The organism is Lactobacillus melliventris (genome assembly GCF_042679465.1).
GTDB lineage: Bacteria > Bacillota > Bacilli > Lactobacillales > Lactobacillaceae > Lactobacillus > Lactobacillus melliventris.
Genome location: NZ_JBHTMT010000002.1, coordinates 114,706 through 130,373 on the forward strand (window position 1 = coordinate 114,706; position 15,668 = coordinate 130,373).

The window sequence follows — 15,668 nt, forward strand, 5'->3', positions numbered from 1 at the left end:
GTAACAGCTTAGAAACTGGCGAAACCGAAGAAGTATATGTAAGTATGCTTTTTCGGTTTTTTTATGCAAAAAAGGAGAGCAATCATGGAGGAAAGGCAATATTCACAGTCTTTAATAACTGAATTACAGACGAAGACTTTTGAAAAAAATATTAATGGCGTTAAAGAAACTGTTAAACCTGTACCTGGTCAAACAGGAGAAACAAAGCTAAATATAGTAGATCCATATGTTAAAAAAGTTATTCAGAAAAAGATGGATGAGGGTATAGGATCTAAACCATTTTCACTAAATTTTGACCGCAATCGTCCAGAAAATATTACCTATGATTTAACAACTAGTAAGGTAATTGAAGAAGAACAATTAGTTGAAATTGATAATGACCATTACATTGATACCTTTATTTTTAAAGCTGAAAATGCAAACCATGACAATCCCATTTTAGTTTATTTTCATGGTGGAGCCTATATGACCGGTAAAATAGAAGAATTTGGTAAACAAATGAAATATATTGCTGAACAGGCACAAACAACAGTTATCTTTCCCCATTATCGACTAGCTCCAGAAAACCCTTATCCAGCAGCAATTAATGACGCATTAGGTATCATTAGTTGGGCAACAAGTAACCACGAAAAGCTTGGATCACATAGTGAAAAGTTGGTCTTGGCAGGTGACAGTGCAGGCAGTGGGTTGATAAATTCTTGTATTGTTTTAATGAAGGACACTTCAATTATTTCCCGGGTCATAGAACTATACCCGGCTTTAGATAATAATGTGGAACCATACTATGATTGGCATAAATTTGATGTTTGTCCAGAAGATGAGCAATATGCTAAAAACAGAGTTTGCAGGATGTTAAACTCTTTAGCTGGCTTTGAAAGTAACTATTTGCATTACAAAATAGATCCCAGAGATGAAGTCGTAGACCTTTTTAATATTAGAAACTGGAGTAAAATTCCACCGCTTACTTTTATTCTAAATCAATATGATTTAATTACTTTAGTAGCTGAAGAGTTTATCAAAAAAGCTTTACAGCATAATGTAAAATTGAATGTTATCAAATATCTGGGATGTGACCATGGTAGTTTGAACTTTTTTGGCACGGAACCACAAGCCGAGGACATGTGTCTGGAAATAGCTAAAGTAATTAAAAAAGCGCTTGCATAAGTAAAAATAAACTGATAGTATAATAATAAAAAAGTGAATAAAGGATCGTAACAGTTTAGAAACTGGCGAAACCAAAATATTGATGATGATGTTCTTTTACAGTACGTCACGAATCTTTATTTTGGTTTTTTGTTTTTCGGAGGAAAATTATGGCAATTATAGGAGCAAGAATTGATAATAGATTACTTCATGGCATTGTGGCAACCAGTTGGGCGCCTGATTCTGGCGCAACAAGAGTGATGGTAATAGATGATGACGTGGCTAACGATCCGCAAAAAAAACAGGCGATGAAACTAGGAAGGCCGTCGGGCATGGCAGTGTCAATTATTACTAAAGAAACGGCATTAACAAACTTTAGTAATCATAAATATGATCGTCAAAAGGTTTTCATCATTTCACAAACGCCCGATGTTTTTCTTAACTTGCTAGAACAAGGAGAAAAAATTGACAAACTAGTTTTAGGTGGCACATTAACTTTTGATAATGCAATTAAAGTAACCAAGAGAGCATACATCAAACCCGAACAAGTTGATATTTATCGGGCAATTCTTGACAGGGGCTGCAAGATTGTCTCTCAATATGTTCCCCAAGACGATAGTGTTGATGTGGCAAAAATTTTAAATAGTAAGAAAGCAGGGGCATAATTATGGGATTTACTGTTTGGCAGATAATTTTAATTACTGTAATAGCTTATGTTCAAAGATTAGATGGTATGACTACTCAAATTATTCCTATGAACTACATGTTTTGGTCTTGCATGGTTGGTGCAATACTAGGAGATTTTCAAATGGGCTTAGTCATTGGTGCAACCATTCAGTTAATGTCATTAGGTGTAGCTGCACTAGGTGGCAGCTCGACTCCTGATTATTCTGTGGCTGCAATAATTTCTACTGCAGTAGCTATTAGTTCAGGAAAAGGTATGGCTGCTGGGCTAGCACTGGGGGTTCCCGTAGGGATGATTTGCATCCAATTGGATGTCCTGCTTAAGATTTTGAATTCGTTTATTACTAATAAAGCACACGAATTGGCCGATAAAAGACAGTATAAAAAAATGCGGCTGCTTATTCCTGTAATGACGGCATTAATGCCTTTGGAATCAGCTGTTCCCGTATTTATAGCAATTCTGTTTGGCAAAACCGTAGTTACTAGTATTTTAAACTTCATGCCTGCTTGGTTTACGGTCGGTCTCAATGTTGCTGGAGGTATGTTACCAGCAGTTGGTATGGCTATGCTTTTAACTTATATGCCACTTAAAAAATATGGCTACTGGCTATTAGTTGGTTTTGCACTAACTGCATATCTAAAGATGCCAATTTTGGGGGTAGCATTAATTGGTGCTGCAGGTGCGATTCCAACTTTTATGAATTATGCAAAAACTAATAACAATAATAGTTCAGTTACCAACGCAAATGGGTTGACACAGGAGGATATGGAAGATGAATAAAGAAGTTGAAGTGAAAAATGATGGCAGGGTTCTAACTAAAAAAGATATTTGGCGTGCCATGAGACGGCACTATCTGGCTATCAGCACTTATAACTATGACAGTGGCTTTGCGGCTACCTTGGTATGGGAACTATTTCCCGCACTTAGTAAAATCTATCACGATGATCCGGACGGGCTGCAGGCTTCTATTGATAACCAATTCAAATTCTATAATTGCAATCCCTGGATGTCCCCGATTATTACTGGAGCTACTTTGGCAATTGAAGAAAAAGGTAAAACTAAGTCTTTGCAAGCCGTACAGGACTTAAAGACCGCCTTAATGGGACCATTTTCAGGAATCGGAGATACTTTAATTTGGATACTATTCCCAACGGTACTAGGTGCCATTGCCGCCTCAATGGGTAAACATGGCAATAGTATTGGCATGTGGATCTATTTAGCGGTGTATGTCTTGTTCTTTTTCTTACGGTCATTTCTATATAATGTAGGCTACGATTCTGGAACTGCATTAATGACTAATATGAGTGACAAACTTTCTGCCTTAACAGATGCTGTGTCAGTGCTGGGAATTGCAGTAATCGGAGCAATCGTGCCATCGACAATCAATTTTCAGCTGGCTTTAAAATTTAGCCAAGCGGGAGTAACACTGACGGGTCAACAAATTTTAGATCAATTAATGCCCGGACTTTTACCTGTATTATTGACGGCTTTACTTTATTGGATGTTAAAGAAAGGGCGTAAAATGACTACCTTGATTTTGATGGTAATTGTTATCGCCATGGTTGGTGCAGCGTTAGGTATTTTAAAGGCTTAAAATGAAACAGATAGTAATCATCTCACATAAAACACTTGCAAGAGGTATGGCTGAAACAGTTAAATTTTTTGCAGGTAATATCGAAAATATCCATTATCTTTGTGCCTATGAAGATGGTAAAAATGAATTTCCAATTCGAGAACTAACAAAATTAATAAATAGTTTTAATGAACAAGATCAAGTATTTTTGTTAACGGATTTGTTAGGGGGAAGTGTTAATCAGAACTGTTCACAATTGATTAAAAGAAAAAATATAAATGTAATAACTGGTGTTAATTTGGCTTTAGTATTATCAATTACGCTTGATCCAAGTAATCAGTTAAAGAAACAAAAGATACAGGAGCTGATAGCTCAAGCAAAAAATCAGATTGTATATATGAATGATTATGAGAGTGGAAATGAATCAGATGACGAATAGGAAATAAAGTTATGAAAGTAGTAAAAGTCTTTAATAATAATGTCGTTTTGGTTAATATCAAAAATCATCAACAAGCTATTCTTTTTGGTAATGGTATTGGCTTTAAAAAACAGCCTGGTGACCAAATTACTAAAGGCAATGGCGTACAGACTTTTATCAAAAATATCAAAGATCCGGAATGGCTTAATTCATTATCAAATTTACTTGAAAATGTACCGCTTGAATATTTGGCGGTGGCAAAGAATATTGTTGATCATGCAGAGAAAAAGCTTGGAACTAAGTTTAATCAATTTTTGATTATCAGTTTAGCAGACCATATTTATTTTGCCGTTAAGAGAACTAGTAATGATAATATTTCATCTTTAACTAGTGTTAAAAATGTTTATCCCCTTGAATATGAAGAAGCTAAAGTAGGGGTCAAAAGAATCAATGCCACTTTTAATGTCAAATTGCCAGCTGGTGAAATTAGTTTAATTGCAATTCATTTTGTTGAAAATGAAATTAGTCCTATTGATGAAAACAAGCAATCAAATGAAAACTATGTTACCCTACATCTAAGTAAAGTGTTGCAAATTATTATTACAGATTTAGGCTATCCAGCTAAACCAACGGCGTTGGAGAGGCTTACAGTACATTTAAGGTTTTTAATTTCCCAGATTCAGAGCAATAAAACTTATCTAAATGATAAGTCTCAAGATAATAAGCAGATATTGGATTCTTTTTTAAAACAATTTCCTGAATTAAAGGGTACTCTAAAAAATTGCAGGATTATTTTTTTCAAGAAATGGATTATAAATTAAATAGTAGTGAGCGTCTTTATTTAGTCATTCACTTAAAGCAAGTTGAAAGCAGCTCGCAAGATGAATAAGAGAGGCAGAATAATTTTGATGAAAATAGCACAAGTAATAGACCATCTAATTCAATATGAACGCGGAGAAATTGAAGTCAAAAAATTTGGTAGCCAAAAAGAGGCAGGAAAGCTAATTAAGTTGGGCCATGATACTGATAGAGATAAAATTCTTTATGGTCAAAGCCACCTGGATGATCAATGTACAGGAATAGTGACGACTTGCTGGCCTAGTGTAGAGGTAATAAGGAAAACTCATCAGTATGGTGCAAATTTAATAATTTGTCATGAGGCAATGTTTTGGAATCACGGAGATCACACTACTTGGCTCAAAGAAAATCATAACGAAACTTTTGCAGAAAAGAAAAGGCTGTTAGATCAATATAAAATTGTAGTAAGAAGGGATCATGACCACCTTCATTCTGGCATCCCCGCTAGTGAAAGTCCTGACGGCTGGGCAGATGGTATCTTTTATGGCTACGCCCAAGAGCTCGGCTGGACGAAGTACATGCAAAACTTTAGTGGCATACCCTTATACTTTGACTTTCCAGCAGGTACTACTGCCAGAAACATTGCACAGCATTTAATTGCAAAACTACATTTAAATGGTTGTAGAATCGAAGGAGATCTTGATACGCCAGTAAGAAAAGCTATTATTCCGCTTCATAATCTGGGAGATGCCAATGAGATAATTAACTTAATCAACCAAGAAAAGATTGATTGCGTGTTGACGATGGAAATGATTGACTTTACATTGGCTGAATACATCAGAGACAGCAATATGTTGGGGTTAAATAAAGCAATTGTTCAAATTGGACATTTTAATACAGAAGAAGCAGGGATGCACTATATGCAAAAGTGGTTGCCAGAAGCTATTAAAAATACAGAGATACCAGTTAATTTTATCCAATCAGGAGATATGTACCACTTTATTGCTGAAAGTTGATCAATGATATAAGAATTATTAAGAAAGCTAGATATATCAAATAAAAGTACGCGGTTTTTTGTTACGATAGTAGAATCGCGTACTTTTTGTATATTAAATTTTGGGGTTCTCAGCACTAATACTGGTGCCTTTTAAATTAATTTGTTTTTAGTTGCAACCCTTGCCTTTAGTTGAGCTTTTTACTAAGTTGGGGCCAATATGTACCGCATCACGTTCAATCTGGTAAAGCAATCTTTGCCATTAAGACTAACTTTATTTTGTTACCGATAGCTATGATTGTATTATCAATTGTAGTAATGTACTTTTATAATCTTGATAAAATTTATAACCAAATAAAAATGACTAATAAGGAGAATTAAAATGAACATTTCGGATTTAGCTCTAATTAACTTAAATGAAGAAAATCGGACAATATCACCTGAAAATTTAACGGGCGCTAAGGGTAAAGCCGCAATGAGTGCCAGTGACTTGGGACCTAGCCGCAAAGGCAATGGTTCCATTAAATTACTTCAGGGAAAAACTGTAACCATAGCTGATATTCATTCTGCAGGAGAAATCAGGCATATTTGGATGACAATTGCTGATGCAACTCCAGCAGGTAGTTTTGTATTGCGGGATGTAGTTTTGAGAATGTATTGGGACGGAGCAGATAAGCCGGCAGTTGAAGTTCCTATTGGTGATTTTTTCTGCAATGGTTTTGGTGAACGGTGTGAAATTAATTCTGCTTTAATTACTGTTAACCCAACAGGTGGCTTTAACAGTTACTTTCCAATGCCTTTTAGAAAATCCGCTAAAATTACAATCACAAACGAACATCCTGGTGATATTGACGGTTTCTTTTATGGTATTGACTATGTTATCAAAGATGTGCCCGAAGATGCCGCATACTTTCATGCTGCTTGGAATAGACAAGAATATACTGAAAAACAAAATGATTTTGTAATTTTACCTTCTATAAAAGGCCCCGGACATTTTGTAGGGGTCTATTTTGAAGTCTGCGCCTTACAACGTTATTGGTGGGGTGAAGGAGAATTCAAATTTTACATTGATGGTGATACCAACTATCCAACAGTTACTTCTACAGGTACTGAAGACTATTTTGGTGGAGCCTGGGCGTTTCATCAAAAAGACAAAAACGGTAAGACTTACGCCCAAACTTTTCAAAGACCTTTTATGGGATATCCATTTATGTCAAAGGTCGATCATACTCGGGATGAATTTAATAATGGTGAGTTAATGCCTTTACATGCGTTTGGCAATGATGCTTTGCCAATGCATGGGTTATATCGCTTTCACTTATTGGACCCAATTCGGTTTAAACACGATTTAAAAGTAACTGTCCAGCAAATCGGCAATAATGATATTCAATTGTTTGAGCGTTCAGATGATGTTGCTGCCGTTGCTTATTGGTACTCGGCAGAAAAAGCAAGTGATTTACCAGCTATTGCTCCCCAACCGGAAAGGGTGCCACGCTAGGTATCTATAAATGACAAATTAAAAACGTGATTCTGTTACGGTAACAGAACCACGTTTCTTCGGGCGCTGATAACTGTCAAAATTCCAGTTTCCTTGATTGTACTCTGCATCTATTTGAGAACGTCATGTTTTATAAGAGTGCGTAATTTTTACTATATTTAGATATCTCCGTATCAGATGGTCTTACTTTAGCCCTAGTTATTTAAAAAGCCTTTCAATCTTTTAAAAAAGATACGGTAAGTTTTTAGCAGAATGGTAAAATATTTATATAATTGAAAAGTAATTTAGTATAACTTTTTGTAATAGTCGGACCTAATTAATTGGTATTTTATGTTGAATACTTTTCAGTGGATAATAAAATAAGGCAATTTGGTTATTTAAATAAAAATTACAGCCCACCAATTATATCAAAGAAAAGAGATCAGAATGAGCATTATCAAAAATCATTTTTTTGCAGGTGAAAGAATTCTTTTTGGACTAAAAGATGCACAACTGGAAGGAATCACTTTTGGAGAGGGTGAGTCCCCACTAAAGGAAGCCAGCAAAATTAGCATTAAAGACTCTGTTTTTAAGTGGAAATATCCGTTGTGGTATGACAATGACATCACTGTCGCTAATACTGTTTTTGAAACTATGGCTCGTAGTGGTATCTGGTATACCAAAAATATTGCGATTAAAAATTCGGCTTTGCAGGCACCAAAATTATTTAGAAGAGCAGAAAAAATAAATTTGGACCATGTTCATTTTGCAAATGCTGAGGAGACAATGTGGACATGCAAGGACATTCGCATTACCAATAGTCAAATTAACGGTGATTATTTTGGCAAAGACAGTCAAAATATTTATCTTGACCACGTCAGTGTAGTTGGCAACTATGTTTTTGATGGTGCCCAAAATGTTGAAGTGCATAATTCTACTTTTGTTGCTAAAGATGCTTTTTGGAATTGCGAAAATGTTAGTGTGTACGATTCAACAATTGATGGTGAATATTTGGCCTGGAATGGCCACAATATTAAGTTCATTAATTGTCAGATTGAAAGTGATCAAGGACTTAATTACATTGACCATTTGGAACTAAAAGATACCAGTTTAATTCACACAGACTTAGCTTTTGAATATGTTTCTAATATCGATGCTACGGTTTCGAGTAAGATCGATAGTGTCAAGAATCCAATTTCCGGTAGAATTGCTGCTCCTGCAATAGGTAAATTGATTCTAGATCCACAAAAAATTACTCCCGCTAAAACGGAAATTATCTGTGCTAAAATTGATGAGAAGATTGATCATTCAGATGAAAATCAGAAACCAGGGGATTAAATATAATGAATAAATATGATTTTGTTAATGCACCGGATAGAAGTATGACAGATTCAGTCAAGTGGCATGTTAAAAAAGGCGACTTACCAATGTCAATTGCCGACATGGACTTTAAAACTGCACCGGAAATTATTGCTGCAATGAAAGAAAAAATTAGTCTCGGTGTTTTTGGCTACGAGTGGCCTGAAGATGATTATTTTAATGCTGTAGCTGACTGGTATGAAAAAGAGCATGGTCATCGGCCAGAGCAGGAATGGCTGATTTTTACTACGGGTGTAGTACCGGCAATTTCTGCAGTTGTGCGGCGGATCTCTCACATTGGTGACAATGTTTTAGTGCAAGCACCTGTTTATAATGTTTTCTATAATTCGATTGAAAATAACGGTCGGCACGTTTTAAGTAATGACCTGCAATTTGATGGTTCAAATTATAAGATCAATTGGGAAGACTTGGAACAAAAATTAGCATTACCTCTGACGACACTAATGATTTTTTGTAATCCGCATAATCCTGTAGGAAAGGTATGGACTCAAGCAGAAGTTCAAAAAATTGCTGATTTATGTTTTAAACATCATGTGGTACTTTTATCTGATGAAATTCATGGTGATCTGGTGCGCAAAGGACCAGATTATACTCCTGCCTTTTCAGTAAATGGTCCTGCACGTGACAACGTCATTTCCTTAGTTTCGCCAAGTAAAACCTTTAACGTTGCCGCTTTGCATGCAGCAACCGCTATCGTACCGAATAATAACTTGCGCGCTATGGTTAATCGCGGTCTCAATAGTGACGAAGTAGCAGAACCTAATTTGTTGGCTATTCCGGGAACGATTGCTGCTTATGAACAAGGTCATGATTGGTTGCAAGCATTGATTAAGCAGCTAAATGTTAATTTTGCATATGCACAAGAGTTTATCAATAAGAATCTTCCCCAAGTAAAAGTGGTCTCAGGCAAAGCAACATACTTAATTTGGCTTAATGTTGAACAGATTAGTACCGACTCGCAAGAACTAGCAGATTACTTAGAGAAGAAAACAGGTCTGGTTTTATCACCGGGAAGTATTTATCGCGGTAACGGTCACAACTTTTTACGTATGAACCTTGCCTGCCCATTAGCAATGGTTAAAGATGGCTTAGAAAGATTAAAGACAGGACTAACCCAATATTCCGCTTAAATATGTTAAAAAGACGACTATGGCAATCAGCATAGTCGCTTTTTGACTAGAAATAATAATAAGCTAACTAGTGCTATAAACGAAATTAATGTTTCATGTGAAACTCAAAAACAAAAGGTAATAAATATGGCAGATTAATTAGCTGAGTCAGCATATTTTCAATATTATTAATTTGCTAATAAGGCGAATAGTTTAATTACCTATTTGCATACTAGTTGTTGAAACAGACTTTTCATTTGCCGGTTTTAAGTTGTAAAAAATTAATTTTTAGATTTATTTTTTTGAAAATGCTGAGCAAGTTGAATGGCAGTAGTGATGTAGTCAAGAATAGTTGAGACAGCTAATATGATGCCTTTGAAATTAAGCGAGTCTTCAAAAATTAGCGGTAGTTGGGCTCCCATTGCAATAAACAAAACTATGATCAAAAGTTTACCCGGAGAAATTTTGCTATTACTACTTGTGAACTTATCTAATAAAGTTTGAATCTTTTTTGTTGTTTGTGGTGATAGCTGCATTTTCTGAGCAAGAATTTTTAAAAAGGTTCTGTTTTTAAAGACTGAGACTAATTGCTCATTTACTTCTGTGGATAATTGCTTTAGTTGTTCTGCAACATGCTTATTATGTTTAGCGCAAACCTGCAATAAATTTTGAATTTGTTGTAGTCCAGATAAATTCCATGAATAATTATTTGAATTAATTCTTTCCCATAATTGTGGTATCTGTGCAATTTTTTGATTGAATTGGCTGAATAATTTCTGTGTTATTTTTGTTGGTAACATACTTTTTGGCCAATTTACTAACTTATTTTTAATATGCATAAAATATACTTCATTTTCCTAATTATAGCAAGGATAGATATTATACAAACTTGATATGCTTAAATAAAAAATTGCTTTTTTCATGTGAAACATTATTACGATTGACTTGATGATAGAGATGGGGTTCATTACTTAATAAGGTTATTGCATAAATGATGATACTGGATAAATTAATAAAAGTAATTGACTGCAAACTAACTTTTTATAATGAAGCTACCAAAAAGCATAACATGGATGAGCGAAAAAATTGCCGGAAGAAATATTAGCTGGCAAAGAAAAAGCGCAATAATGACACTAAAGGTAAATTATTGCACCTGATTTATATTACTTTAAATAAAGCCAAATTTTTATTGAAACGGAAATACTTTTTAATCGTAATTATTTGCTTTGGATGGTAATAACATTAGAATGATGAACCAAATATCGCCAATGATTGGCACTATCATAATTAGAATCCACCAAGCAGAATGATTACTGTCATGTAAACGGCGAAAGCGCAAAGATAACATTGCAATCCAGACAACAAAGGATATGATGAGAGAGCTCGTCTTGATGCTCCAATCGCCCCAATTATAAATATCATTAATTGAATGACCTAATAAGCTTTCAACTAAATTCATCAAAATAAAAGCCAATATCCAGTTAATAATCACTGGCCACCAATATTCTGAACGATTAGCAGTGCCGGAAAAATTAAAAATATTCTGCCAGAACTTTTTATATGATTTAATCATTAAATATTTCCTCCTACTTTTACCTAATAAATTCATCATAGTGCATTGCAAGAGAATGGGCAAAGATAAAGGCTTTATATGAATTAATAAGCAATATTTTTGTTTTATTATTATAAAAGCGTTATCTTGAACTTGAATTTATTGAAGGGAGAAAGTACAAATGGACAATAATTTATCAGACCCGTTAAAGCGTTATCATCATGATGATTTTCCTAAGCAATCACAGGAATATCCTGGACTGCAAAGTAAAATGGATCCTGCACCTGCTGGTGACATGGCCGACTATGAAGGACATGGATTGTTAAAGGGCCGCAATGCCCTTGTCACAGGTGGTGACTCCGGTATTGGCCGCGCTGTAGCGATTGGCTTTGCCAAAGAAGGAGCAGATGTAGCCATTCAGTATTTGCCAGAAGAAGAGTCAGATGCTAAAGATACAGCTGAATTGATTAAAAAGGCTGGACGTAAAGCAGTTTTGCTGCCAGCTGATTTCCGTAAACGTGGCGAAGCAGCAAAAGTTGTTGAAAAAGCTGTCAAAGAATTGGGCAGTTTAGAATTATTGGTAATGAACGCAGCTATCCAACAAAATGTTGATGGCATAGAGAATTTGTCAATGGATCAAGTGCACGATACTTTTGAAGTTAATATCATTTCAATGTTTGAGATGGCTAAGGCTGCAGTACCGCATATGAAGCCGGGCAGCGTAATTCTGACCTCGACTTCTTTAGAAGGCTTCAGTCCATCACCAATATTGCTTGATTATGCAGCTACCAAAGCAGCAATTGTCAGCTTTTCTATTAATTTGGCTCAAAGTCTTGCTCCTAAAGGAATTAGAGTTAATAGTGTTGCACCTGGTCCTGTTTGGACACCTCTGCAAGTTTGTGGTGGTCAGCCAACCGATGCTCTTGCTACATTTGGTCAGCAAGTACTGTTGAAACGCGCAGGACAACCTGATGAAATAGCTCATGTTTATATTTTCTTGGCTTCAAACTTGGCAAGTTATGTGACAGGCCAAGTATATGGTGCCACAGGTGGACCAGCTATTAATTAAGGAATAATAAATAAAATTTAATTTCCGTTTTTGCTTACACAAAAGTAAAAGCGGATTTTTTATGCAAAATTTGCTTTTTGGATAGGGCTTCAGTATATTAAATAATTAATTAGTATTTAATATCCAAAGAATAGAGGTGAAGAAATGAATAGAAGTATTTTTCAAAAAATAGCACTATTGTCGCAAAAAAATGCCAGGATTATTGCAGATGAGTGGCATTACGACGGACAATATGCTTTTTACGATATGAAAAATGATCAAGAAGATTATGGTGAAATAATTTCTCCCCAGTTACGTAAAAATAATTACTTTCAGGTTTTGGATGAAGATGACAACTTAGTCGCCTTCTTTTGTCTTGACCCAGATAAGAAGAAAAAAGAACAAGTTGAAGTTGGCTTGGGACTAGCTCCTAATCTAACTGGTCATGGTCTAGGCAGCGAATTTATGTCAGTCATTGAAAATTTTGTCAAAGATAACTATGACTATAAAGTAATTGTTTTATCCGTTGCTGACTTTAATTTGCGCGCAATTAAAGTCTATCAAACGGCAGGTTATGTCCAAACAGGTACAGAAAATGTGCATTCAAATGGCGGCATCTATAAATTCAATCTTATGTCAAAGAAAATTTGAGTTTGGTTTTATAGATATTATATGAAAGAATTGCAGGGGAAAATATGGATAAAACATGGCAAAAAATGTATGACGCAGCGAAAAAGGTGCAAGGGTTCAATGCAATTGGTCCTCATATGGAAGCTGGTGGAGTCGCTGCTGCTGTTCTAGCTGAATCAGGAAAAATTTATACTGGGGTTTGTGTTGATACAGCTTGTGGGTTAGGTGTCTGCGCAGAACGCAGTGCGCTTTTTAACATGATTACAGATGGTGAAACTAAAATTAGCAGAGTTTTAGCATTAATGGCAGATGGTAAAAATGGTGCTCCTTGTGGTGCTTGTCGCGAATTTATTGTTCAATTAATGGAAAAAGATTATCAACAAGTTGAAATTATGCTGGATTATGAAAAGGACAAAGTCGCTACAATGGGCGAATTAACCCCAGAATGGTGGCTATAATGGACAAAGAAGTAAAACTATTTTGGCAGGATTTTTGCCTTAAGCATAATTTGCCTGCCGGCACTAAAGTTGACGCTTGGTCTTTTGGTTATAGTGAAAAAGATGCAGATGAATTGGCTGAGTTAGTTAAGAGAGGCATAAAAACTGCCACAACTTCAGAATATGTACCAGGTGATGAAGATATACCTAAAGTTGGCGATTGGAACATAATTCTCGATAGTCAAGGTAAACCCGTCTGTGTTGTCCAAGACAAAGTTGTAGAAATTATTCCGTATAATCAAATTTCCGCAGAGCATGCTTATCATGAAGGAGAAGGAGATCGCAGTTATCAATATTGGCGCACAGTTCATGATCAATTCTTTGAAGAAGAATTTAAAGCTAATGGGCAAAAATTTTATCCTCAAGCGCCAATGGTTTGTGAAACTTTTGCAAAGATTGATTAATCTGACCGTTGCAAAATGAAAAAAATATGATATAGTTAAAATAATTTAGAGAAAGAGGTTATTACCAAAATGGAGAATTAATTTCTGGTTTTATTAGTAAGCAAAAAGTTTGATAACCAAAGCTTTTGTCATGCTTTTTTGCCGATAATCAGAAATTAGTTTTGTTCTCTTTTGTGGTGATTCTTTAGTTTCACTAGCTTTTTGTGCACTGCTAATCAAATTATGGGCAATTTGGTTATCAGTGCTTTTTCTTTAGCAAAAAGCAGGTGTTAACATGGAATATATTAAAATAACGAATCTGAAAGTAGAATATCAAGGTGAGGTTTTATTTCAAGCTCCACATTTAAATGTTCAAGACCAGCAAATAATCGGTTTGATAGGTGATAATGGTGTAGGTAAAACTACGTTAGTCAACATTATTGCTGAAAAGCCTACAGTTTTTGAGGTAGAGGGGCAAGTTAAAAGAAATTGCCATACTATTTTAGTACCACAAATTTTAAATAACAGTGAGCAAAGTGGCGGAGAAAAGGAAAAGTCAGCTATTGTCCAAGCATTACTTCAGTTAAATCAAACTCAGAATTCTCTGCTAATTTTGGATGAGCCGACATCTAATTTAGATATTGAGCAACAAAAATGGCTAATTAAAGCCTTAGACAGTTTAAAACAACCAATTCTGTTAATTAGTCATGATCAGGCTTTTTTAAGTAAGCTTGTCAATGTTATTTGGCAGATCAAGGACCAGCAAGTTCATGAATTTAAAGGTACTTATGACGAATACCAGCAATTTCTTAGAACACAAGAAAAAAGGCAGAATACTGAGTATTATCAAAAACGAATTGAAATTAAAAGACTAAAAAAAGATCAAAGGGAGTACGAAACTAGGGCTAAAAAATCTACTAAGAAAAAGAAAAGTATTTCTTGGTCCGATTGGAAAATAAAAGATAGCAGCGGTATAGAAAAAAGCCTTTTTCGTGAAAGTACTTTACTGAAAAGGCGTATAGCTAAAGCAGAAACGACGCTGGAAAAGCCGCAAGTTAATCAGCCAATCACTTTAGGTAATATTGAAAATATGAATCTGGAGCTGTCTCAGAAAAGCAGCATAGTCAGATTCAAGACGCAAAGTGTTACTCTACATAAAAAGCAATTATTTGCAATAACTAAAGAGTTGAAAATTAAAGGAAAAGAAAAAATAGCGTTAACTGGTATAAATGGTGCTGGAAAATCAGTTTTTTTAGAAAAATTATTTCACAAAAAACTGGCTGTCTGGCTTAATCCACAGCTAAAAATGGGCTATTTCAAACAAAATATGGCGCAGGAAACTGAAGAAACAGCTACAGTAAAAGAGGTAATATATAAAAACAGCATTTTTAATAAAACTACTACAATGCAGCTTTTAGGTGACTTGCATTTGCAAAGGTCTTTGGATAATCGCGTTAGTGCTTTGAGTGGAGGACAGCTTGTTTGTTTTAAATTGGCAAAAGTGCTTTTAGGTGAACATAACTTACTGATCCTTGATGAGCCGGACAACTTTTTAGACATTTCATCTATTAATGCTTTAGCAGAATTTCTAAGAAACTATCCGTTTGCTGTTATTGTAGTTTCTCACGATCAGAAATTATTAAAAGATTTAAACTTTACTTCTTGGAAAATAAAAAATCACAAGTTAATAACTCCTAGTGATTTTTCGAGTAAAGAAAATGCTAAGACTGCTAATCAGATCAGTTTATTACAATTCAAATTAGACCAACTGATTTCCGATCCTAATGCTTCATTTAATGACATTGAAAATATTTCCCGGGAAATAAATAGAATTTCAAAAAAGAACTAGGTTTTATTAATTGGGACAACAGTAGCAAAAATTATGGATAGCTTGTTTTACTTTAAGTATTTTACTGTAAAGCAAATTAAGGGGTCAATATTAAAAACAAATGGCACACGCAAATTGCTAATAACTATTATA

Annotated in this window: 17 protein-coding genes; 15 read left to right on the forward strand and 2 right to left on the reverse strand. The window is 35.0% G+C overall.

All coding sequences use genetic code 11. The annotated features are described in order from the left end of the window. Positions 1 to 84: 84 nt before the first annotated feature. The 10 genes from ACFQ32_RS03260 to ACFQ32_RS03305 all read left to right on the forward strand — a co-directional run bounded on the left by ACFQ32_RS03260 (position 85) and on the right by ACFQ32_RS03305 (position 9,598). Positions 85 to 1,164, forward strand: coding sequence for an alpha/beta hydrolase (locus ACFQ32_RS03260; protein ID WP_046325706.1), 1,080 nt, complete (start codon positions 85 to 87; stop codon positions 1,162 to 1,164). Positions 1,165 to 1,313: 149 nt separating this feature from the next. Further along, positions 1,314 to 1,808 (forward strand): PTS system mannose/fructose/N-acetylgalactosamine-transporter subunit IIB, encoded by a 495-nt coding sequence (locus ACFQ32_RS03265; protein WP_046325705.1) that lies wholly within the window; start codon positions 1,314 to 1,316, stop codon positions 1,806 to 1,808. Positions 1,809 to 1,810: 2 nt separating this feature from the next. Then, positions 1,811 to 2,608, forward strand: coding sequence for a PTS mannose/fructose/sorbose/N-acetylgalactosamine transporter subunit IIC (locus ACFQ32_RS03270; RefSeq protein ID WP_046325704.1), 798 nt, complete (start codon positions 1,811 to 1,813; stop codon positions 2,606 to 2,608). Further along, positions 2,601 to 3,422 (forward strand): PTS system mannose/fructose/sorbose family transporter subunit IID, encoded by an 822-nt coding sequence (locus ACFQ32_RS03275; protein ID WP_046325703.1) that lies wholly within the window; start codon positions 2,601 to 2,603, stop codon positions 3,420 to 3,422. Before ACFQ32_RS03270 ends, ACFQ32_RS03275 begins: the two co-directional genes overlap by 8 nt. A gap of 1 nt (position 3,423) precedes the next feature. Continuing rightward, on the forward strand, positions 3,424 to 3,840 hold the full coding sequence (locus ACFQ32_RS03280) for a PTS sugar transporter subunit IIA (protein WP_046325702.1): 417 nt from the start codon (positions 3,424 to 3,426) through the stop codon (positions 3,838 to 3,840). 11 nt (positions 3,841 to 3,851) lie between these two features. Next, positions 3,852 to 4,640: a PRD domain-containing protein gene (locus ACFQ32_RS03285; protein ID WP_046325701.1), complete on the forward strand. Its 789-nt coding sequence runs from the start codon at positions 3,852 to 3,854 to the stop codon at positions 4,638 to 4,640. Positions 4,641 to 4,700: 60 nt separating this feature from the next. Further along, positions 4,701 to 5,633, forward strand: a complete 933-nt coding sequence (locus tag ACFQ32_RS03290; protein ID WP_244885270.1) for a Nif3-like dinuclear metal center hexameric protein — start codon at positions 4,701 to 4,703, stop codon at positions 5,631 to 5,633. A gap of 360 nt (positions 5,634 to 5,993) precedes the next feature. After that, on the forward strand, positions 5,994 to 7,109 hold the full coding sequence (locus tag ACFQ32_RS03295) for a glycoside hydrolase family 172 protein (RefSeq protein WP_046325699.1): 1,116 nt from the start codon (positions 5,994 to 5,996) through the stop codon (positions 7,107 to 7,109). Positions 7,110 to 7,535: 426 nt separating this feature from the next. Beyond that, positions 7,536 to 8,426: a DUF3737 family protein gene (locus ACFQ32_RS03300; RefSeq protein WP_046325698.1), complete on the forward strand. Its 891-nt coding sequence runs from the start codon at positions 7,536 to 7,538 to the stop codon at positions 8,424 to 8,426. A 5-nt stretch (positions 8,427 to 8,431) separates the two neighbouring features. After that, positions 8,432 to 9,598 carry a MalY/PatB family protein gene (locus ACFQ32_RS03305; RefSeq protein ID WP_046325697.1) on the forward strand — a complete coding sequence of 389 codons (1,167 nt, stop codon included), beginning with the start codon at positions 8,432 to 8,434 and terminating at the stop codon, positions 9,596 to 9,598. A gap of 260 nt (positions 9,599 to 9,858) precedes the next feature. Here ACFQ32_RS03305 and ACFQ32_RS03310 read toward each other — a convergent pair whose 3' ends face one another. Next, on the reverse strand, positions 9,859 to 10,416 hold the full coding sequence (locus ACFQ32_RS03310) for a hypothetical protein (RefSeq protein WP_046325696.1): 558 nt from the start codon (positions 10,414 to 10,416) through the stop codon (positions 9,859 to 9,861). Positions 10,417 to 10,784: 368 nt separating this feature from the next. Next, the gene (locus tag ACFQ32_RS03315; RefSeq protein ID WP_046325695.1) at positions 10,785 to 11,150 is read right to left on the reverse strand and encodes a DUF805 domain-containing protein; all 366 of its coding nucleotides are present in this window, start codon (positions 11,148 to 11,150) and stop codon (positions 10,785 to 10,787) included. Between the two features lie 160 nt (positions 11,151 to 11,310). Between ACFQ32_RS03315 and ACFQ32_RS03320 the strand changes: the two genes are divergently transcribed. The 5 genes from ACFQ32_RS03320 to ACFQ32_RS03340 all read left to right on the forward strand — a co-directional run bounded on the left by ACFQ32_RS03320 (position 11,311) and on the right by ACFQ32_RS03340 (position 15,536). Beyond that, positions 11,311 to 12,198, forward strand: a complete 888-nt coding sequence (locus tag ACFQ32_RS03320; protein ID WP_046325694.1) for an SDR family oxidoreductase — start codon at positions 11,311 to 11,313, stop codon at positions 12,196 to 12,198. 144 nt (positions 12,199 to 12,342) lie between these two features. Continuing rightward, positions 12,343 to 12,828 (forward strand): GNAT family N-acetyltransferase, encoded by a 486-nt coding sequence (locus ACFQ32_RS03325; protein WP_046325693.1) that lies wholly within the window; start codon positions 12,343 to 12,345, stop codon positions 12,826 to 12,828. A gap of 44 nt (positions 12,829 to 12,872) precedes the next feature. Continuing rightward, positions 12,873 to 13,265 (forward strand): cytidine deaminase family protein, encoded by a 393-nt coding sequence (locus ACFQ32_RS03330; RefSeq protein ID WP_046325692.1) that lies wholly within the window; start codon positions 12,873 to 12,875, stop codon positions 13,263 to 13,265. Next, on the forward strand, positions 13,265 to 13,708 hold the full coding sequence (locus ACFQ32_RS03335; RefSeq protein ID WP_046325691.1) for an ASCH domain-containing protein: 444 nt from the start codon (positions 13,265 to 13,267) through the stop codon (positions 13,706 to 13,708). The genes ACFQ32_RS03330 and ACFQ32_RS03335 overlap by 1 nt, the downstream gene beginning before the upstream one ends. 274 nt (positions 13,709 to 13,982) lie before the next feature. Then, positions 13,983 to 15,536: an ATP-binding cassette domain-containing protein gene (locus ACFQ32_RS03340; RefSeq protein ID WP_046325690.1), complete on the forward strand. Its 1,554-nt coding sequence runs from the start codon at positions 13,983 to 13,985 to the stop codon at positions 15,534 to 15,536. The last annotated feature ends 132 nt before the right edge of the window (positions 15,537 to 15,668 follow it).